The organism is Bradyrhizobium huanghuaihaiense, assembly GCF_025200885.1.
Classification (GTDB): domain Bacteria; phylum Pseudomonadota; class Alphaproteobacteria; order Rhizobiales; family Xanthobacteraceae; genus Bradyrhizobium; species Bradyrhizobium huanghuaihaiense.
The window spans coordinates 4,141,711-4,162,084 of sequence record NZ_CP104172.1 but is presented as its reverse complement, the minus strand read 5'-3'; the positions used below and the strand labels follow the sequence as shown (position 1 = coordinate 4,162,084).

The 20,374-nt window shown below is 63.7% G+C and carries 19 protein-coding genes and 1 tRNA gene; 5 read left to right on the top strand and 15 right to left on the bottom strand.

Annotated elements, in window-relative coordinates:
- Window positions 1-450: 450 nt before the first annotated feature.
- Entirely contained in the window at window positions 451-3,063 is a 2,613-nt protein-coding gene (locus tag N2603_RS19885; protein WP_260390070.1) for an O-linked N-acetylglucosamine transferase family protein, read from the bottom strand.
- A gap of 493 nt (window positions 3,064-3,556) precedes the next feature.
- Between N2603_RS19885 and N2603_RS19880 the strand changes: the two genes are divergently transcribed.
- Window positions 3,557-3,649 (top strand) — tRNA-Ser (locus tag N2603_RS19880).
- A 141-nt stretch (window positions 3,650-3,790) separates the two neighbouring features.
- Here N2603_RS19880 and N2603_RS19875 read toward each other — a convergent pair.
- From N2603_RS19875 to N2603_RS19830, 10 genes are all read right to left on the bottom strand, one after another.
- Complete coding sequence (locus N2603_RS19875) at window positions 3,791-4,000, bottom strand: hypothetical protein (RefSeq protein ID WP_260390069.1); 210 nt, start codon at window positions 3,998-4,000, stop codon at window positions 3,791-3,793.
- A 195-nt stretch (window positions 4,001-4,195) separates the two neighbouring features.
- Entirely contained in the window at window positions 4,196-4,462 is a 267-nt protein-coding gene (locus tag N2603_RS19870) for a hypothetical protein (RefSeq protein WP_260390068.1), read from the bottom strand.
- 1,529 nt (window positions 4,463-5,991) lie between these two features.
- The gene (gatB, locus tag N2603_RS19865; protein ID WP_018644561.1) at window positions 5,992-7,476 is read right to left on the bottom strand and encodes an Asp-tRNA(Asn)/Glu-tRNA(Gln) amidotransferase subunit GatB; all 1,485 of its coding nucleotides are present in this window, start codon (window positions 7,474-7,476) and stop codon (window positions 5,992-5,994) included.
- On the bottom strand, window positions 7,473-8,357 hold the full coding sequence (locus N2603_RS19860) for an FkbM family methyltransferase (protein ID WP_260390067.1): 885 nt from the start codon (window positions 8,355-8,357) through the stop codon (window positions 7,473-7,475). Before N2603_RS19860 ends, gatB begins: the two co-directional genes overlap by 4 nt.
- On the bottom strand, window positions 8,354-8,647 hold the full coding sequence (locus tag N2603_RS19855; protein ID WP_208751666.1) for a hypothetical protein: 294 nt from the start codon (window positions 8,645-8,647) through the stop codon (window positions 8,354-8,356). Before N2603_RS19855 ends, N2603_RS19860 begins: the two co-directional genes overlap by 4 nt.
- A 2-nt stretch (window positions 8,648-8,649) precedes the next feature.
- Complete coding sequence (gene gatA, locus N2603_RS19850; RefSeq protein WP_260390066.1) at window positions 8,650-10,131, bottom strand: Asp-tRNA(Asn)/Glu-tRNA(Gln) amidotransferase subunit GatA; 1,482 nt, start codon at window positions 10,129-10,131, stop codon at window positions 8,650-8,652.
- Complete coding sequence (locus N2603_RS19845; protein ID WP_074119612.1) at window positions 10,128-10,340, bottom strand: hypothetical protein; 213 nt, start codon at window positions 10,338-10,340, stop codon at window positions 10,128-10,130. Before N2603_RS19845 ends, gatA begins: the two co-directional genes overlap by 4 nt.
- Window positions 10,341-10,358: 18 nt before the next feature.
- Complete coding sequence (gene gatC, locus N2603_RS19840) at window positions 10,359-10,646, bottom strand: Asp-tRNA(Asn)/Glu-tRNA(Gln) amidotransferase subunit GatC (RefSeq protein WP_260390065.1); 288 nt, start codon at window positions 10,644-10,646, stop codon at window positions 10,359-10,361.
- Between the two features lie 77 nt (window positions 10,647-10,723).
- Window positions 10,724-11,800, bottom strand: a complete 1,077-nt coding sequence (locus N2603_RS19835; RefSeq protein ID WP_018644556.1) for an NAD(P)H-dependent flavin oxidoreductase — start codon at window positions 11,798-11,800, stop codon at window positions 10,724-10,726.
- A 142-nt stretch (window positions 11,801-11,942) separates the two neighbouring features.
- Window positions 11,943-12,965 (bottom strand): NAD(P)H-dependent flavin oxidoreductase, encoded by a 1,023-nt coding sequence (locus N2603_RS19830; protein ID WP_260390063.1) that lies wholly within the window; start codon window positions 12,963-12,965, stop codon window positions 11,943-11,945.
- Window positions 12,966-13,062: 97 nt separating this feature from the next.
- Here N2603_RS19830 and N2603_RS19825 point away from each other — a divergent pair, with 97 nt between their 5' ends.
- Together N2603_RS19825 and N2603_RS19820 are read left to right on the top strand one after the other, a co-directional pair.
- A complete protein-coding gene (locus tag N2603_RS19825) occupies window positions 13,063-13,953 on the top strand; it encodes a LysR family transcriptional regulator (RefSeq protein WP_260390062.1) in 891 nt (296 codons plus the stop codon).
- Between the two features lie 187 nt (window positions 13,954-14,140).
- On the top strand, window positions 14,141-15,076 hold the full coding sequence (locus tag N2603_RS19820) for a cyclase family protein (RefSeq protein ID WP_018644553.1): 936 nt from the start codon (window positions 14,141-14,143) through the stop codon (window positions 15,074-15,076).
- Between the two features lie 50 nt (window positions 15,077-15,126).
- On the opposite strand, the gene N2603_RS19815 is transcribed toward N2603_RS19820, so the two are convergent.
- Window positions 15,127-15,345: a hypothetical protein gene (locus N2603_RS19815; RefSeq protein ID WP_260390061.1), complete on the bottom strand. Its 219-nt coding sequence runs from the start codon at window positions 15,343-15,345 to the stop codon at window positions 15,127-15,129.
- Between the two features lie 47 nt (window positions 15,346-15,392).
- Between N2603_RS19815 and ruvX the strand changes: the two genes are divergently transcribed.
- The gene (gene ruvX, locus N2603_RS19810; protein ID WP_260390060.1) at window positions 15,393-15,872 is read left to right on the top strand and encodes a Holliday junction resolvase RuvX; all 480 of its coding nucleotides are present in this window, start codon (window positions 15,393-15,395) and stop codon (window positions 15,870-15,872) included.
- Between the two features lie 4 nt (window positions 15,873-15,876).
- Window positions 15,877-16,800 (top strand): AEC family transporter, encoded by a 924-nt coding sequence (locus tag N2603_RS19805; RefSeq protein WP_260390059.1) that lies wholly within the window; start codon window positions 15,877-15,879, stop codon window positions 16,798-16,800.
- Window positions 16,801-16,979: 179 nt separating this feature from the next.
- Here N2603_RS19805 and N2603_RS19800 read toward each other — a convergent pair whose 3' ends face one another.
- From N2603_RS19800 to N2603_RS19790, 3 genes are all read right to left on the bottom strand, one after another.
- A complete protein-coding gene (locus tag N2603_RS19800; RefSeq protein ID WP_260390057.1) occupies window positions 16,980-17,744 on the bottom strand; it encodes a CPBP family intramembrane glutamic endopeptidase in 765 nt (254 codons plus the stop codon).
- A 138-nt stretch (window positions 17,745-17,882) separates the two neighbouring features.
- Window positions 17,883-19,526, bottom strand: coding sequence for an acyl-CoA dehydrogenase family protein (locus N2603_RS19795; protein WP_260390056.1), 1,644 nt, complete (start codon window positions 19,524-19,526; stop codon window positions 17,883-17,885).
- Between the two features lie 20 nt (window positions 19,527-19,546).
- Window positions 19,547-20,305 (bottom strand): M15 family metallopeptidase, encoded by a 759-nt coding sequence (locus N2603_RS19790; protein WP_260390055.1) that lies wholly within the window; start codon window positions 20,303-20,305, stop codon window positions 19,547-19,549.
- Window positions 20,306-20,374: the final 69 nt, after the last annotated feature.

Here is a 20,374-nt window from a genome sequence, read left to right as displayed (position 1 = left end):
TCGCAGCGCCTTCGCAACATACTGTTTTTGCTGATGTTTTCGAGACGGTTCCATTCGCCTCTGAAAATCCTCAATTGAGGCGGCGCGGACGGAGCGTCGTCCCTTTGCGGTTCTAACGCGGTCGAATCGTGGAATCGGCCGGAGACTCAGGCAGCACGCCGGCCCGCCGCAAAATGGCTCACGTGGCGAGGACACGGCCACGACAGCAGCCGCCAGAAGGGCGCCGGTCGACGCGGCGATGGACATTCACATGAAATGGCTCGGATAGATTGGCTCGGACAGGCACTGGGCCACCAGGCCGGCCGAAACAGCCGGCATCCGGCGCCAGCCCCTCCTTCCCAATCAGCGTCCTCGATCTCCGTCGGGCGCCAGTCCGGGAACCCGGGAGCGGGCGGAGCGGCTGTGGTGCGTCCGTGTCAGCAATGGGGCGGCAGGCGTAGGACGGCCTGCTCACCCAAGCGCCTGAATTTCGATCTGGTCCGGCGGCAATCCAGCTTGATGCCTTTGAAGCATTGCCTCGTAGGCCGCCTCCAAATGCTTCGTATAGAGAGGCGCATCAAACAGCGACGTTGTCCGGTTCTCTTGCAGCCTGTTGCGAATGGCCTGAAGCCTTTGCTTGTTGCGCGCCAGGTCGACCGCGAGCGCTTCATATTCCTCGCGTGTCCGCGTGATCAGCTCGGGCAGGCCAGCGGCCTCAAGCAAGCTCGCGGCGACGCGGCCTGCGAAACCATTTCCGATCTGCGTCAGGACGGGCAGACCGGCCCACAGCGCATCGCTGGCCGTGGTATGTGCGTTGTATGGCAGTGTATCCAGAAACAGGTCGGCAAGGCGATGGCGCGCCAAATGGTCGGCGGATGATGAAAGGCGCCTTGCGAACACGAGGCGGTCCGGATCGATGGCGAGGCGTCCTGCTTCCTTTCTCAGGTTGGATTTTGCCATTTCCGCCATATCGGACAACCACAACACCGACTGGTCCACGCTCCTCAGGATATTCATCCAGCTGCCGAAGACGGATGGATTGATCTTGTAGGCATTGTTGAAGCAGCAAAACACCGTCCATTCCGGTCGCAGATCGTGATCAGCCCTGTCGCAGGCCGTCTGGTCGATGGCCTGTCCCCTGCTGTCGCGCGGCATGAAGCTGCCAGGCAGGCGAACGACCTTCTCTTCAAAGAACGGGGCGCTGGATTCCGGCAGCACGACCTTGTCGGCGATGATGTAATGCGCGAGGTCCTTGCTTCCCAATGTCCCTGCGAATCCGAGGTAATTGACCACAATCAGAGCTGGACCGGATGCGAACAGCGACAGCCTGGCATTGTGCGTATGTCCGGCAAGATCGACGAGGATGTCGATCCCGGCATCGTTGATCGCTTGCAGGACCTCACCGTCGTTCTTGTGCTGACAATCGATGAAGCGATGGAAGGAGCCTTCCAGCCGCTTGCGCAATTCGCTGTTGTCCCCCGGACCGATCGAGAAGGCGTAGGTCTCGAAGCGGTCGGTGTCGTGGCTCTCGAAAATCCCGGCGGTCAGGTAGCCGACCGGATGCTCGCGCAAATCGGGCGAGACATATCCGACCCTTATCCTGTCGTGCCTGTTGCTCTCCCCCTTCGCGCCTGGTTTCGAGAATTGCGGGAGCTTTGCGGCGACCCATGCTCTGGCGCATCGGAGATGATCGTCAGGAGAATCCGTCAGCGACAGCAATGCAAAGGGAGAGCTATTCGCTTTGCCCGCCCGGATTGCCGCCGTCAAATGACTGATCTCTTCCTCCAGATGATCCCAGTTGCACAAATGCATCTTTGCATAGAGACGCAACCCCTCGATGCCTTCGAGATCAGGATTGATGGACAGGGCCTTGTCGTAAGCGGCAAGAGCCTCGTCGAAGCGCCTGAGATCGGTGAAGACATTGCCTCGACCAATCCAGGCCCCTTCCAGTTCAGGCTTGGTCGAGAGTGCCTTGTCGAAAGCAGCAAGAGCATCCTCGTAGCGCTTAAGCCCCCACGCAACATTGCCTTGACCGAGCCATGCTTCGGCGAGGTCGGGCCTGATCGACAGCGCCCGCTCATAAGCGGCAGATGCGCCATCATAGCGCTTGAGCTCGGTGAGAACGTTGCCCCGGCCAAGCCACGCCTCCGCCAGATCAGGCCTGATCGACAGCGCCTTGTCATACGCCGCGAATGCTGCGTCGTAGCGCTTCAGATCGCAGCAGACATTGCCGCGGCCAAGCCAGGCGCCCTCCAGGTCGGGCTTGATCGACAGCGCCTTGTCGTAGGCCACAAGCGCGGCGTCGTAGCGCGCAAGGCCCCAGAGAACATGCCCCCTCGCGACCCACGCATTCGCCAGATCGGGCTTGATCGCCAGCGCCTTCTCGTACGCAGCAAGCGCTTCGTCATGGCGCTTGAGATCGGCCAAGACGTCACCTCGGCCAATCCATGCGTCCCCGAACCCGGGCTTGCCCGACAGCGCCTTGTCGTAGGTTGCAAACGCTTCGTCATGGCGCTTGAGGTTCCGCAAGGCATTGCCGCGGCCGAGCCAGGCATTCTCCAGATCGGGCTTGATCGCCAGCGCCTTGTCGTAGGCGACGAGAGCGTCTTCGTAGCGTTGCAGTTTTTCGAGGCAATTGCCCTTGCTCACATAGGCATCGGCGAAGTTCGGATTGTAGGCTATCGCCTTGTCGAATTGATCGATCGCGTTCGAATAGTCTCTCGCAAACTCGGCGAGGATCGAACCTCGGTTGTGGTAGGAAAGAGGATTGCGCGGATTCACCGCCAAGGCGCGCGAAAAATACGTCAGCGCCTCCTGGGGGCGATTCAGGGATTTGAGCGCATAGCCATAGTTGCTGAGCGCTTCGTCATTGCTTCCATTCAGGCCGACCGCCGCCTTGAGATGAATCTCGGCCTCCGAAAACCGGCCCTGCATCAGCTTGATCACGCCGAGGAAGTGCTCGACGTCAAAGATATTCGGGGAGGATCTCCTGATCTGCTCGAGTATTTTTTCCGCTTTCGCCAGGTCCCTGCCCTGAAAGGCATCGACGGCACGCCGAAATTTGGCCTGCAACTCGTTCGCCAAGCCATTCCTCCCTCAATTCAACTCGTTGACCATAGCAACCGGTCCCGCGAACGCCCATCCGGGCGGCCGCTGCGGCGCTTATTCCGCCGGGAGCATCGTTACCAGAATCGGCGGACCGTCCGGGCGAATACGGTCAAGGAGCAGCTCGCTCCACGCGCGACAGCAGGCACTTGGCTATAAATCAATTAGATTCAAAGCGTTACTGGGATATCGCGGAGACGAGCGAATTCCCAGCTCGATAGGCTCTGCCGCACAAATTCTATCGATTCCGCAGTAAATCCAACTACTTACGCCAGGACGAACACCCCATGTGCGAGAAACAGCCGCACTTCATACGCCAGACATTCCAGCCCCCGCGCCTGTTCTCGCGGCGTAATCGTTCTCGTCCCGAATGCAAAGCCGGCCTGTTTCGAAAATCGCTGGGAATATTCGAGCGCAATCACGCGCTTACAAATTGACCGGCCCAACTAATTAGAGGCATAAGGCTCGCACCGGAGAGGTGGCCGAGTGGCTGAAGGCAACGCTTTGCTAAAGCGTCATACGGTCTCAAGCTGTATCGAGGGTTCGAATCCCTCCCTCTCCGCCACCCAACAGCAGCAGCATCAACAAGGTCTGTGGGCTCTTTCAGCTGAAGGCGGCCGCCGATCGGCTCCGGAAGCCCCGCGCCAGGACCAGCGCCGCCGAGCTCAGGCCGATTCTCAATGACCTTATATATGTGTGTCCGCGCCTAGCGGCCGGACCGCCAGATGCGCCAATGCGACGGCGAAATCAGCACCGGCTCGTTGGCCCAGACGTTGAACCAGACGCCGCACCTGCGGCGAGCCGGAAAGGTCCAGGGCACGATGCCCGTCTTGTGCGGCCGTCCGAGTTCCAGATCGCAGTCATCGGGAGCGATCTGAATCGGCAGCCATTGTCGATTGGCGTCGTGGGTGTTCATGCCGCGCGGGTTCTTAAGTGGCGGCACGACGAAAGATTTGATTCAGCGCAACAGGTCCGCCCGTGAAAACACGGGGTTGGATGCGATTCTCAGTTCAAAGCGGGTTTCGAGCGAAGTCGATATCGGCTCGCGCAAGAACCGCGCATCAAACAGGGACCGAGAGCCCGGTCCGGTTCCATCGGACCGGAAACGGCTCTAGTGCGCGGAAACCCACGCCCTCGCGTCGCGCTGCGCGGCCGAGATCTCGGCAACCGACATCTGGCCGGCAACTTCCTGGCGGAGCGCCACGGCGTCCTTGCGGCCCTTCAGGGCAGCGAGGTTGAACCATTTGTGCGCGGCGACGAGATCGACGAGGCCGGAGCGGCCGCTCGCCCAATAGATCCCGCGCTCGAACAGCACGTCCGACAGCGCGCTGGCGTCGATCGGCGTCGCCGTCTCCAGATCGAAAGTACCCTGAAACATAACGCATCCCCTTTTTTCTTGTGCCGCCTCGTTCCCCCGAGCGCGGCCCCCGTCCAACTCTGATTTGCATGATCCCTTCTGGGATCGTGCAGTGTTCAACTCTTCCCCAAGTCTTCTCGTCGAAGTCTTCTTGCCCAAGCCGTTTGCCGGCTTGTTGGAGGCGATGATGGCGGGCAAATTTGAATGGCAGTTTAAGTATCGCGATGAAGCAGACGTAAACGCGAGCGCGCGGCGCCTGCGCGTAAAATTCAAAAAGTCCCCGATTTGCAGGCACTTCTGCGATTCGTCAGATTCTGTTTACCGCAGGATTTTGGGACATCGATAACCATCGCGCGCGGTGGTGCGCGTCCTGCGGTTACAATTTGTGGGAGCGGCTCACCCGAAGAGCCCCCGTGGCCGCCTCGTGCGGCGGCACCACTCGCAGCCACCAATGCAGGCCGGCGCGAAGCTCGAGACTGGGGATTGGGTCTTAGTGGGCTTGGCGCAGTCGCCCGAGCCATGACCGTCATGCCGGTTCGCCGCAGCTGCCCCAAGGCAGCACGACAGAAGCGGCGCGGACGCGTCGCGGTCAGATCAGCAATGTGGGAAAGGGGATGCCGGCAATACCCCGGCCTCAGGGAGAACGAGGGCGTCGGCGAACACGTCAGGACCAGATTTCACGTCGACCCGAAGGCCGCTTGTGAAATTGCGGAGCCCCGGAAGGAGAACCGCACCGAACGAAGAAAACTCGTTTCTTCTGCCGGACCGTGAAAGAGAACGGCCCGACCGTTGACCTGATGTCTCGCCGACACCCTCTATCGTCGACCAGAACCTCTGGGAGGCGCTGATGACGTGCCGGCTGCTTTAAGAGCCGGCAACTTCAGAAGCGAAGTTACTTCTTCTTCTTCGCGACCTTGCGGGTCTTCTTCGCAGTCTTCTTCACTGCGCTCTTCGCCTTCTTCGCCTTCTTCGCTTTCTTGGCCATGTTGCCCTCCGATGTGTGAGATGGCTTTAATCGCTGCGTGCACTCGGGGATCGAATGCACTCACCCCAAATACACCAACACGACGAAAAAAACATCTTCTCACTTAAGGAAGTGTTGACGGCGCGGTGCGCGTGCGCCAGCCGCGCTTGATTTGCCGACACGCAGAGACACGCGTCCGCGATTGCAAATGCTTCTCGCAGCATCGACGTCGTCCAGCGCAGTGATTGCAAAAAAACTCTATGCAGCAAGTACTATTCTGCGCGCACACATCACGCGTGATCAGTGCGATGAAGTGCACTGCAATGCGCGCTATCGCCTCGCAGAGGCGAGTCGCGGACTCTGAGTCGCGATTTTTGGCAACGAAATTATTTTCATGCTTAACGGCGGAAGCGCTCGTCAGAGCGTGTGCAAGTCGCCGTTTTGCGCGAATCGCGCGACGGCGATTCGGTGGCGCTGCGCGCCCTCAGCGGGTGATGTTTGCCACCAACGATGCGCACGAACGTCGCATCGCGAAGCCGTCGCGAGGTGACGGAGCGTGTCCGCCACCTCGTTCGAACGCGTGAGCCTAGACGCCGAGCTTGGACTTGAGCAGGTCGTTGACGCTCTGCGGGTTGGCTTTGCCGCCCGACGCCTTCATCACCTGGCCGACGAACCAGCCGAGCGACTGCGGCTTGTCCTTCACCTGCGCGGCCTTGTCGGGATTGGCCGCGATGATGTCGTCGACCACCTTCTCGATCGCCGAGAGGTCGGTGACCTGCTTCATGCCGCGGCTTTCGACCAGCGCGCGGGGGTCGCCGCCTTCCTGCCAGACGATCTCGAACAGATCCTTGGCGATCTTGCCCGAGATCGTGCCCTCACCGATCAGGTCGATGATCGCAGCAAGCTGCTCGGCATTGACCGGCGAGCCCGTAATGTCCCGGCCTTCCTTGTTGAGACGGCCGAACAGCTCGTTGATCACCCAGTTCGCTGCCATCTTGCCGTCGCGCGCGCGGTTGGCGAGCTTGTCGAGCACCGTCTCGTAGAATACCGCGCTCTCGCGCTCGGCAACGAGCACGCTCGCATCATAGGCCGACAGGCCGAAATCAGCGACGAAGCGCGTCTTCTTCTGGTCCGGCAGCTCCGGCAACTCAGCCTTCAGCTCGTCGACGAACGCCTGGCTGAACTCGAGCGGCAAGAGGTCGGGATCGGGGAAGTAGCGATAGTCGTGCGCCTCTTCCTTCGACCGCATCGAGCGCGTCTCGCCCTTGTTGGGATCGTAGAGCCGCGTCTCCTGGTCGATTTGGCCGCCTTCCTCGAGAATCTCGATCTGGCGCCGCGCCTCGTACTCGATCGCCTGGCCGATAAAGTTGATCGAGTTCATGTTCTTGATCTCGCAGCGGGTGCCGAGCGGCCCGCCGGGCTTGCGCACCGAGACGTTGACGTCGGCGCGCAAGGATCCCTTCTCCATGTCGCCGTCGCAGGTGCCGAGATAGCGCAGGATCGAGCGCAGCTTGGTCACATAGGCCTTGGCCTGCTCGGCATCGCGGATGTCCGGTTTTGACACGATCTCCATCAGCGCCACGCCGGAGCGGTTGAGATCGACATTGGACATGGTCGGCGAACGGTCGTGCAGCAGCTTGCCGGCGTCCTGCTCGAGATGCAGGCGCTCGATGCCGACGGTGACGCTGCGGCCGCCATCGAGCTCGACCAGCACCTCGCCCTCGCCCACCACAGGCGATTTGTACTGGCTGATCTGGTAGCCCTGCGGCAGGTCCGGATAGAAATAGTTCTTCCGGTCGAACACCGAACGCAAATTGATCGTCGCGTTGAGACCGAGCCCGGTCCGGACAGCCTGCCTGACGCATTCCTCGTTGATGACGGGCAGCATACCCGGCATCGCCGCGTCGACCAGCGACACGTGGCTGTTCGGCTCGCCGCCGAATGCGGTGGAGGCGCCCGAGAACAGTTTTGCGTTCGAGGTCACCTGGGCATGTATTTCCATGCCGATGACCATCTCCCAGTCACCGGTGGCACCTTTGAGAAGCTTGTGGGGGGTGGCGGATGCGTTCATGGCGTTACTGATCCGTTGGCTGTTCGCCGTTCACTCGCGTCGAGAAACCCGTTGAGCGACCGAAGCACGTCGGCCGGCGGGCGCAGCGCGATCTCGGGGCGGCCCATCACCTCGATCTCTCCGAACAGCGCCGCGACCTCCGGAGAGGAAGCAAACACGAAGCCGTCGAATGAAGTGCTCTGGTCCTCGAAATCGCTGGATATCTCGACCCGATAGCCCTGCGCCTTGAGACGATCGACCACCTCGCGATGGAGGGCCTGCGAATGGGTTGCAATAAACAGATAATCGACGCGGCGCTTGGTCAGCACGCTCTCCGCGCCTTGCAGCATCTCGACTTCAAAGGCCTGGATATCGGCATGCAATATGTCGATATGCTTGATCTTCCTGTCCCGGAAGAAGGCGTCGACCTCGAACTTGCCGTTGCCGACGAAGGCCTTGATGAACTCGCCCTTCAGTCCGTTGCGCGCGAAATTATCCTGACCGGTCTTCAGGCAAGCGGTGTCCGGCTCGACCAGGATGACTTCTGCCTTGGGGCGGACCTTCTTGAGCCACATGGAGTAGTGGCCCCAATAGGCGCCGAGCTCGATCATCGCAGGCATCTCGCCCAGCCGCTTCAGCAGCTCCTGAAAGACGTACTCCTCCAGCGGCTCGTGGACGCCGCGATTCATGATGAGCACGCTGCTGAAGGGTCCGTAATACGCGCCGGGCCCGATGCCCGGGACCTTCAGTCCGTTATGCAGATAGACCTGGTCGCCTTCGACATGACCAGCCATCGGGACGCGTTCGATCAGAAGGTTGAGGGGATCGGAAACGATCTCGCGAAAACGGCCGAACAGATCCTCGGGCTTCGCCTTGGGCCCCTTGAATCCAGACTCGCTCATGCCGGCGCACTCCCACTCAGCGCGTTGGCGATGCGCTGCCATTCTGCTTCAAGCGAATCCTTTGCCACGGGCTGTCCGGCCTGGCGATACCAATAGCCGGCGTTGCCGAGATCACCCTCGACCCGATGCAGGTAGGCGTGCACCCAGGCGGCCTCGCGGCTGCTGTCGTCCTGAACGATCCCGTGCGCACGGTCCCAGTCGCCCTTGGCGGCCCACCAGAGGCCAGCGAGCGGTGCGCCGAGTTCCGGCGCAGGTGCTGCGTCGTCGAGGCTGGCGATGAACGCCGCCATCGTCACCACCACCTCGCGGGCGTGAAGCGGCCTGCCGCCTGCTCGATCACCTCGCCGAGCGAGAACAGCGTCTCCTCCTCGAATGGACGGCCGATCAGCTGCAGGCCGAGCGGCAGGCCCTGCGTATCCTTGCCGGCGGGCACGGCGATACCCGGCAGGCCCGCCATGTTCACGGTCACCGTGAAGATGTCGTTGAGATACATCTCGACCGGATCCGCATCTTCGCCGCTCTTCTCGCCGATGCCGAAGGCAGCCGACGGCGTCGCCGGGGTGAGGATCGCGTTGACGCCCTTGGCGAAGCAATCCTCAAAGTCCTTCTTGATCAGCGTACGCACCTTCTGGGCGCGCAGATAATAGGCGTCGTAATAGCCGGCCGAGAGAACATAGGTGCCGATCATGACGCGGCGGCGCACCTCGGCGCCAAAACCTTCGGCGCGAGTGTTTTCGTACAGCTCGATGATGTTCTTGGCCTGCTCGCGCAGGCCATAGCGGACGCCGTCGTAGCGCGCGAGGTTGGAGGACGCCTCCGCCGGCGCCACGATGTAATAAGCCGGCAGCGCATACTTCGTGTGCGGCAGCGACACTTCGACGAGCTCGGCACCCGCCGCCTTCAGCCACGCCGCGCCCTCGCCCCACAGCTTCTCGATCTCAGCCGGCATGCCGTCGAGACGATATTCCTTGGGGATGCCGATCTTCATGCCCTTCACGGACTTGCCGATCGCGGCTTCGTAATCCGGCACGGGGATGTCGACCGAGGTCGTGTCTTTCGGATCGTGCCCGGCCATCGAGCGCAGCAGCATCGCGCTGTCGCGCACGCTGCGTGCGATGGGACCTGCCTGGTCGAGCGAGGAGGCAAAGGCGACGATGCCCCAGCGCGAGCATCGGCCATAGGTCGGCTTGATGCCGACAGTTGCGGTGAACGCCGCCGGCTGGCGGATCGAGCCGCCGGTATCTGTCGCAGTCGCACCCATGCACAGCAGCGCCGCCACCGCCGAGGCCGAGCCGCCCGACGAGCCGCCCGGCACCAGCGTCGTGTTGCTGCCGTCGCGCCTCCAGGGATTGCCGACGGGACCGAAGCACGAGGTCTCGTTCGCAGAGCCCATCGCAAACTCGTCATTGTTGAGCTTGCCGAGCATCACCGCGCCGTCGCGCCAGAGCTGTGAGGTGACGGTGGACTCGTAGGTCGGCACAAAATTGCCGAGGATCTTTGAGCACGCCGTGGTGCGCACGCCCTTGGTCGCGAACAGATCCTTGATGCCGAGCGGGATACCGGCGAGCGGACCCACATCGCCCTTGGCGATCCTGGCGTCGGCCTCGCGCGCCATGCTGCGCGCCTGGTCGGGCGTCTCCAGCACGAAGGCGTTGAGCACACGCGCAGCTTCGATCGCGCTCAGATGCGCGTCGGTCAGCTCGAGTGACGTGAAAGTCTTGTCGGCGAGACCCTTGCGGGCCTCGGCGAGCGTCAGCGATGTCAAATCGGTCATTTATTGATCGGGCTGCAGAAGAACGGAGACAGGGTCTTGTCGTTGGCCGGGTCGTCTTTTCTGGCGGCGGCTTTCGCGGCCGCCTCGATCTCGTCGAGCACGGCATTGACGGCGACATTGGGGTCGGCAGCCTTGCCCTGCCGCTCCATCTTGTCGAGGTAATTCATGTAGGCCTGATAGGCCTTCTCATCGTCGCAAAGCAGACACATCGGACCACGTCCTAAAAGTTACTCTACGACCTTCGGCACAAGAAAGAAGTGACCTTCGGTCGCCGGCGCGTTGGCAACGATATCGTCGGCGATCTCGCCGTCATTGACCACGTCCTGCCGCTTCTTCATCTGCATCGGGGTCACCGAGGTCATCGGCTCCACGCCCTCGACATTGACCTCCGAGAGCTGCTCGACGAAGGCGAGCATGGCGTTGAGCTCGCCCTGCAGATGCGGAACCTCGTTCTCGGAAACCGCAATGCGCGCCAGATGCGCGATGCGGCGGACGGTAGCGGCGTCGACGGACATTATATAAGGCCTCTCACGGCAAAACCTATGTGCCGTATAGCAGAGGCCGCTTTTGCGCCGCAACCGGCCCTGGGGGCCTATCCGGACAGCGCTTTCAGGCGAGCCAAGGCCGATTTGGCCAGATCGCGGGTCAATTCAGCCGCAGGGACCTCACGGCCCAAGGCAATGGCTTGTCCGGCAAAGAGATTGGTGAAATCGACTTTGCCCTGCTTTTCGGCAGCCGCCTTCAGCGGTCCGAGCGGGGTGGCGGCATGCGGGAAGGCCGGCGCATCAGGCGAAATCGGGCCGATCTCGCGCATGACACGGTTGGGGACACCACGCGCTGGACGGCCGGTCACCACATTGGTGATGACGGTCGTATCGTCCCCCGCCCGTGCCAGCGCCAGGCGCGCTGCCGGGCTTACCGTGGACTCCGGGCAGCGCAGATATGCTGAGCCGATTTGCACCCCAGAAGCACCCAGTGCGAATGCCGCCGCGATGCCGCGTCCGTCGGCGATGCCGCCGGCCGCGATGACAGGTACCTTCACCGCGTCAACCACCTGCGGCACCAGCGCGAATGTGCCGGGTTGCTCGGCGACATTCTCGGTCAGGAACATGCCGCGATGGCCGCCGGCTTCCGCGCCCTGCGCGATAACGACGTCGGCGCCGTTCTCCTCCAACCAGATCGCCTCTTTCACGATCGTGGCCGACGACATAACGACGGCGCCAGTGGCCTTCACGCGCTGAAGCAGTTTCGGCTCCGGCAGGCCGAAGTGGAAGCTGACGACCTCCGGCCTCAATTCTTCGACCACCTCGCAGAACGCGGCATCGAACGGCGCGCGGTTGGCGGCCGCGATCGGCGTGGCCGGATCGAGGCCATACTCCGCGTAATAGGAAGCCAGGCGCTGCTTCCAGCGCGCCTCGGCTTCCGCCGAAAGCTCGCGCGGCTTGTGGGAGAAGAAGTTCATGTTAATCGGCGCCGAGACATGCTGGCGGATGATGTTGACCTGCTCGCGCGCCTTCTCGGCCGACAGCATCGCGCATGGTAGCGAGCCGAGCGCGCCGCCTTTCGCTGCCGCTATCGCGAGCTTTGCATCCATCGCGCCCGCTATCGGCGCCAGCACGATCGGGAATTCGGTCTTGAAGAGATCGATCAGTCGACGGTCAGGCCACATGGTTGTTCTCTCTCGTTTTTCTTACCCTCCCCTGGGGGGAGGGTCGATCGCGCGAAGCGCGAGCGGGGTGGGGTGACAGTCTCTCCATTGAGGCGCTGCCCGTGTGGAGAGGTCATCCCACCCCGCTTCGCATTTCGCTTCGCTACATGCGAAGCGACCCTCCCCCTCCAGGGGAGGGTGAAGAAGTTTGCGCCGCGACTACCGAGTTTCTCCTGCCGGCAAGAAGCTGCTCCGCCTCCACCGCGATCCGCTCGACGATCTCCGCCGCCGGTGGAATATCATGAATCAATCCGACCGCCTCGCCCGCGATCACGGCTGCGACATCGAAATTGCCGGCCGCCTTTGCCGCCGCATATTCAGCCGCGACTGCGGCGACATTCTGCATCAGCTCGACCTCGCGCCCGATCCAGCGCCGCGCATGGTCGTTGACCAGGCACCGTCCCGTGAACGGCGCCGGCCAGACATTGTTGCGCGAGAGATCGAAGATGATGCCGCGCACCGTCGCGCCGCTGTTGGCTGCGCAGATGCGCCGCTTGGCCTCCTCCGCGCCGTCAGCCTCCTGGCTGGCATAGAAGCGCGTGCCGAGCAGCACGCCGCTCGCGCCCAGCATCATCATCGCGGCGAGCCCGCGCCCGTCCGCGATGCCGCCGGCCGCGACGACAGGCACACGGCCCGCGGCGAGATCGACGATCGCAGGCACCAGATCGACGGTGGTGCGCGAGGCGCCGTGACCGCCCGCCTCCGTCCCCTGCGCGATCAGGATGTCGGCACCGGCGTCGAGCGCCTGCCGCGCCATCACCTCGCCCTGCACCTGACAGATCAGGCGCGCACCGGCGGATTTGATCCTCGGCGCGAACGGCGCGGGATCGCCGAACGACAACATGATCGCAGACGGCTTGGCGGCGAGCGCGACATCGAGAAGCTCGGGCTTTCTGGCGAGGCTCCAGGTGATGAAGCCGATCCCGAACGGCGCACGCAGTTCGGCGAGCTTCGCCGTCTCCTGCTCCAGCCACGCCTGCTCGCCGTAGCCGCCGCCGAGAATGCCGAAACCGCCGGCACGGCTCACAGCCGAGACCAGACGACTGCCGGCGACGACATCCATCGGCGCCAGCAGGATCGGATGCTCGATCTCGAGCAGCGTGGTCAACGGTGTCGCAATCGGCATGGCTCCTCCCCGATCTGGACAGCGAGACTAGGTCCGACTAGCATTCTCGAAAAATGAATTGTTGCGAACGCTGCCATCTCAAAAGCGAAACGACGCCATGGAACTCAGCGACATCCAGACTTTCGCCGCGGTCGCCCGTACCGGCGGCATCACTCGGGCCGCAGAAGAGCTCAACACGGTGCAATCGAACGTCACCCAGCGCGTGAAGGCGCTGGAGGCGGAGATCGGCACGCCGCTGTTCGAGCGCCACAGCCGCGGCATGACGCTGACCGGCGCCGGCAAACGTCTCCTCCCCTACGCGCAGCGGATGGCCGCGCTGTCGCGCGAGGCCGTGCTGGCCGCACGCGACGATGGCGAACCGAAGGGACCGCTGGCGATCGGCTCGATGGAGACGACGGCAGCCGTGCGATTGCCACCACTGCTCGCCGATTTCCACCGTCGCTTCCCCGCCGTGCGCCTCTCCTTGCGCACCGCGACCACGGCCGACCTCGTCGCCGGCGTGCTTGACGGCACGCTCGACGGCGCCTTCGTCGCAGGTCCCATCGCGCATGCCGACCTCACGGCGACGAACGCCTTCCGCGAAGAGCTGGTGCTGGTCAGCGCGCGGCGCTGGACGTCACTGCCCGAGCTGCGCGCCGGCACGCCGGAGTCGGGTCCGACCGCGCTGGTGTTCCGCACCGGCTGCACCTATCGCCAGCGGCTCGAGCAGGTGTTCGTCGAATTCGGCTGGCCGTCCGCCGCACGCTTCGAGCTCGGCACGCTCGACGGCATGATCGGCTGCGTCGCCGCCGACATGGGCGTGACGCTGCTGCCGCGCGCGGTCGTCGAACGCAGCGCGATGAACAGCAGCGTGTCGATCCACGCGCTGAGCTCCGCGCATGCGCGCGCCGAGACGCTCTTCATCCAGCGCAGCGCCGGACATCAATACAGCGCGCTGCAAGGCTTTGCCGCGTGCCTGAAGAAGGACGAGGATGTCATCGCGGCCTGACGCGACGCGAACGTTCCACGCCACGAAATTCGTCACAAATCTATCGCGTTTGAATCGATACGTGCAGCGTTCTGCCGTCGCAGCGCAACACATCGAAAAGCTTTGAAGCGCGCGATCATTCTACGTTAGGATGAGTGACTGGCCAGCGCGAAACCATAAACGAAGCCAAACATCGGGAGGACTATCGATGCGCAATACGCTCGTGTTGTGCTGCGTCGCCGCGTTGTCGGCGATATCAGGAACTGCAAGCGCACAGGACTGGACCAAATCGAAATGGGGGCCGAACGACGAGATCGGCGCCGCCAACTACATGACGCCCGAGCTCGTGGTGAAGGCCGCCTCTCTGGTGAAGACCGGCAAGACCTACGCCCTCGGCATTCCCGTCACGCCGCAAACGCCCGCCTATCCGCCGCGCACCTTCAAGCTCACCATCGTGCAGCCCGGACAGGCCGGCAGCCCGGGCCTCGGTCCCAACAAGGCGACCTACAATGACGACATCCTCGACACCTGGGTCGGCATCGGCAGCCAGCTCGACGGGCTCGGCCATCTCGGCGTCGAGCACGTCTATTACAACGGCAACAAGCTCGCCGATTTCGCCGATCCGAACGGATTGAAGAAGCTCGGCATCGAGAAGGTGCCGCCGATGGTCACCCGCGGGGTGCTGCTCGACATGGCCGCCTATTTCAAGACCGACGTGGTGAAGGAAGGCACCGCCTTCAACGTCAAGGAGATCGAGGAAGCCGCCAAGCAGCAGAACGTGGAGATCCGCCAGGGCGACGTCGTCATCTTCCACACCGGCTGGCTCAGCCTGATCGGCAAGGATGACAAGCGCTACTCGGCCGGCGAGCCCGGTCTCGGCGTCGAGGGCGCAAAGTACCTGACCGGCAAGGGCGTCGTGGCTGTTGGCGCCGACACCTGGGCGCTCGAGGTGCTGCCGTTCGAGTCCAAGAACGTGTTCGAGGTGCACCAGATCCTGCTCGCGATGAACGGGACCTACATCCTCGAGAACATGGACACCGCCGCGCTCGCCCGGGACAAGGGCTATGAATTCCTGTTCGTGCTGGGACAGCCGCGCTGGACCGGCGGTGTGCAGGCGATGATCAACCCGATCGCGATCCGCTGATCTGATACCGGGCGAGGAGCCGCCAGCGCCCGGCGGCCCCCTCGTCCGGCCTATCTCTGCGGCGTGAGTTGCCACCGCCGCAATGCAACCACGGCCCAGATCGCCTCGATGAGGCCGAACGGCCAGGCGCCTTGCAGGAAGCCGTAGGCCGAGCCGAGCGCGCAGGACGCCGCGAACAGCAGCACGAACCAGTGGCTGCGGTCTTCCAGGGCATAGCAGACCAGCATCGCCGTCACGGCAAACAGGCCGAATAGTGTCAGTGCATCCATCGTCGAGGGTTCACTCCGCAGCGCGACGCGTGATATGCGCTAGATCCATGCCGGCTCTTATCCTGCCTCTCATCGATGCTGCAACCCACTGGCCCGAACGCGGTGCGCTGGTCGGGCTTGATTTGGGTACCAAGACCATTGGCGTCGCCGTGTCCGACCCGGACCGGCGGCTCGCCACCGGCGTCGAGACGATCCAGCGCAAGCAGTTCAAGCAGGACGCCGCCCGGCTGCTGGCCATCGCGGCCGAGCGCAAGGCGGCCGGCTTCGTGCTCGGCCTGCCCATCAACATGGACGGCAGCGAGGGCCCGCGCGCGCAATCCACCCGCGCCTTCGCCCGCAACCTCGCCGGCCTCACCGCGCTTCCCATCGGCCTCTGGGACGAGCGCTTGTCGACCGCGGCCGTCGAACGCGAGCTGATCGGCATGGACGTCAGCCGCGCCAAGCGCGCCGAGGTCATCGACGAGCACGCCGCGATCTTCATCCTGCAAGGCGCGCTCGACCGCCTCGCAAACCTGCGCGCCGGCTGATCCCATGACTGTGGTGATCGCGGCGCTGCTGCCGGTCTTCGTCCTCATCGTGCTCGGCGTCGTGCTCAGGCACAGCCTGATGCGGCTCGACACACAATGGCACGGGCTGGAGCGGCTGACTTATTTCGTGCTGTTCCCGATGCTGCTGATCCAAACGCTGGTGAAGGCGGACCTCACCAAAGTGCCGGTCGCCGGCGTCGGCGGCGCGCTGCTGCTGTCGGCACTGGCGATGTCGCTGCTCTGCCTCGCGCTCCGCCCCGCGCTGTCGCGGCTCGATATCGACGGCCCCGCTTTCACCTCGATCTTCCAGGGCGCGACGCGCTGGCAGACCTATGTCGCGCTGTCCGTCTCCGCCAATTTGTATGGCGATGTCGGGCTGGCGCTCGCCTCCGTGGCGATGGTCGCAATCATCCCGCTGGTCAACGTCTTCAGCGTCGCCGTGCTTGCACATTACGCAGCGCCCGAGAAGCAGTCCGCCCGCGCCATCGTCATGACGGTGATCCGCAATCCCCTGATCTGGGCCTGCGTGATCGGCCTCGTCATCAACGTCGTCCATCTGCCGCTACCGAAGATCTGGCACGAGGTGGCGGACGCGCTCAGCCGCTCCTCGCTGGCGATCGGCCTGCTCGTCACCGGCGCCGGCCTGCAGCTCAAGGGCCTGCTCCGCCCGAGCACGGGCGCGGCGATCGGGGTGGCATTCAAGCTGGTCCTGATGCCCGTGCTCGCGCTGGTGCTGGCCGCCTGGTTCGGGCTGTCAGGCATCAACCTTGCGATCGTCGCGATCTGCGCGGCCGTGCCGACCTCGCCCAGCGCCTATGTGCTGGCCCGCCAGATGGGCGGCGACGCACCGCTATTGGCACAGATCATCACGCTGCAGACGATCCTGGCGGCGATCACGATGCCGATCACGATCGCGCTGGTGGCCTAAGCGCACCCGTCGTTGCGAGCAGCCTCTCTCTCCATCGTCATTGCGAGGAGCCCTTGCGACGAAGCAATCCAGACTGTCTCCGCGGAGGCAATCTGGATTGCTTCGCGGAGCCTGTCATCGGGCCGCGCATTGCGCGGACCCGGTGGCTCGCAATGACGGAGTGTGAGGCAACGCCCGCCTCAGTTCCCCAGCCACATCGTCAGCACCACCGCCGTCATGTTGTTCAGCGCGTGCAGGATGGTCGTCAGCCAGAGCGAATTCGCACGATGGCGCATGTAGCCGAACCACAGGCCGATGGTGAAGACCTCGGCGAGGAAATAGAAGTCGTATTGCAGGTGCACGATTGTCCACACCAGCGACGACAGGATGATCGCACCGGGCACGCGCAAAAAGCTCGCCGACCAGCCGCGAAGCAGGAAGCCGCGCGCCAAGACTTCTTCCGACATCGGCGCGGCCACGCTGAAGGCGACCAGCAGCAGGAGCGCGGCGCCCTTGTCGCGTCCCGATTTCAACAGATCGGTCATGAAGCCCGGCGTCGCCTCGCGGCCGAGCGACCGCGACGCCACCTCCCAGGCCAGCACGATCAGGACGAGACCGACCACGCCGAACAGCAGCTGCTTCCATGACGGCCAATAGAGCGCGAGGTAGTCGGCGAACGATGCCTTCTTGATGCGGATGGCGAGCCACACCGCCGCCAGCGTCGCCGGCAGCCCTGTGATCACCGACAGCGCCAGCGCCTGGGGCTCGTGACCGATCGACTGGAACGAAGCCATGTCGAAGGGAACGTCGCGGAGCACCACCAATAGAACGATCGCGCCAACCTGCCCGACGAACATCGCGACAAAGATGAAGAGGCCCCACAGTGCAGTGCCCCAGAACTTCCAGACGCGCGGCGGCGCAGGCGTCATGACGAGCGGCGGATGATCGGGATTGAGGGAGTCCATCAGGAGGCTTTCGTTAGAACATCACCGTCATTCCGGGGCGGTCCGAAGGACCGAACTCTGGTGCGCAAATGCGCACCTGAGAATCTCGAGATTCCGGGTTCGATGCTCCGCATCGCCCCGGAATGACGGAATAAATAGTCACGGCAGCGCCCTCGCCAGCAGTTCGCGCGCGGTGCCACTCTCAAGCTCCACCGCGCCGTACATGTTGGCGTGGCTCGTTGCCAGGCGCGTGGTCGCGAACAGCTCGGCCTGACGAGGTGACACGCCATTGAGTGCAGCAGCCGCGGCCAGCAGCGCCAGCTTCTCGACCGCAAGGCGCGCGACGCGTTCGCCGTCGGCGCGGCGAAAGGTCTTGCCGATGAATGCGGCCGCCTCGCCGGCGCCCGGCAGACCTTTGGTCTCGGCGACAAGGGATTGCAGCACCGCCATTGCCGCTTCCGGCTCACGCGACAGCGCGCGGAGCACGTCGAGGCACATGACGTTGCCGGACCCTTCCCAGATCGCGTTGACTGGGGACTCCCGGTAGTGGCGCGCCAAAATGCCGTCCTCGACATAGCCGTTGCCGCCGAGGCACTCCATCGCCTCATAGAGAAATGCCGGCGCGCTCTTGCACGTCCAGTATTTGATCGCGGGCGTGAGAAGCCGCATGTAGGCAGCTTCCGACGCATCGTGCGGGGTCCGGTCGAAGGCGCGGCAGAGCCGCATCACCAGCGCGACGCTTGCTTCCACATGCAGGGCCATGTCCGACAGCACGGCCTGCATCAAGGGCTGATCGGCAAGATGTTTCTGGAACACGCTGCGGTGCCGGGCGTGATGCAGCGCATGGGCGAGGCCCGAACGCATCAATCCGACCGAGGCGATGGCGCAATCCTGCCGCGTCAGCTGCACCATCTGGATGATGGTGCGGATGCCTTTGCCCTCCTCGCCGACCGCTTGCGCATAGGCGCCGACGAACTCGACTTCAGAGGAGGCATTGGAGCGGTTGCCGAGCTTGTCCTTCAGCCGCTGGAACTGGATCGCATTGACCGAACCGTCAGGCGCAAAGCGCGGCATGAAGAAACAGGTCAGCCCGCTATCTGCCTGCGCCAGCACCAGGAACGCATCGCACATCGGCGCCGACATGAACCATTTGTGGCCGGTGATGCGATAGGCATCGCCGTCGCGCACCGCGCGCGTCATGTTGGAGCGGACGTCGGTGCCGCCCTGCTTCTCCGTCATGCCCATGCCGAGCGTCATGCCGCGCTTGTCCCGCCACGGCGCGAAGGCGGGATCGTAGCTTCTGGTCGACAGCACCGGCATCACACGCGCCAGCAGATCCGGCTGCATCGCGAGCGCGGCGACGGAGGCGCGCGTCATCGTGATCGGGCAGAGATGGCCGGTCTCGACCTGCGCGGCGATGTAGAATCTTGCGGCCCGGATGACCTCGGCGGCATCGCCTGCAGGTCTTCCGTCCGCCGTCCAGGTAGAATTGTGCACGCCGGCATGCGCACTGTGCGCCATCAGCTCGTGATAGGCCGGATGAAACTCGACCTGGTCGCGCCGGTTGCCTTTTGCATCAAAGGTCCGCAGCTTCGGCGTGTTCTCGTTCGCCACGCGGCCGCGATCGGCCATCGCGGCGGAGCCCCAATGCCTGCCGAACTCCGACAACTCCCGCTCCGCCGCCGCACCGCCATTGGCCTTGACCGCGTCGACCAGCGGCCGGTCCACGGCAAACAGATCGACGTCCTCGAATGGCGGCGACTGGTTGAAGACCTCGTGGGTCGAAAACGCGGGCTGGGTCATCTTGCGTCCTCGGCGCGGAATCAGCTCCGGCGCGGCTGGATCGGGAAATCATAGGCCGCCCCGCCCGCCCCCGGCAGGGAAAAGTGCCACCACTCCTTCGAATAGTTCACAAAGCCTTGCCTGGCCATCGCAGCCACCAGCCGCCTGCGCCAGGCCCGCTGCTCAGGATTGATCGACGGTGCCGCGGTATGGCCCCTGGCGTCGGTACAGTCGTAGCCGGTGCCCATGTCGACGCTGCCTTCCGGCGCCCGCGCCTCGACCGGCGCCGTGCAATCGGCGTAGGTCTTGGTCGGGTCATATTTGCCGGAATTGTCGGCCTTGAGATCGACCAGCGTGAGGTCGAGCGCCGCACCGGTGGAATGCTGCGAGCGGCTCGCGATGTACCCGAGGCGAAACAGCTCGGTCTTCGGGATCTTTGGATTGTAGCGCCGCTCGGCGGCGGTCTCGTGGCCGTTCTGCGACCACTTGACCATGTCGAGCGAGGCCCGCGCCGGCCGGTAGCAGTCGAACATCTTGAGCGACAGGTTTTGCGCCGTCAGCTCCTCTTGCACCGCCTTCAGCCGCAGCCCCACCTCCCGTTTCACCACGCACTCGCCGGCGCCGTAGCCGGCGAGCGGACGGCCGACGAAATTGTTCGGCGTGGCGTAGCGGATGTCCTGGACGATGGTGGGATCGATGTCGCGCAGATAGACGAAGCCGCCGGGGAGCGACTGGGCGGACGCGGATGAGATGGAAGCGATTGCTAAAAGTGCGATCAAAATCGATTTGATGGAGCGCATCTAAACTTCCCTGTCATTCCGGGGCGATGCGAAGCATCGAACCCGGAATCTCGAGATTCCGGGTCTGGC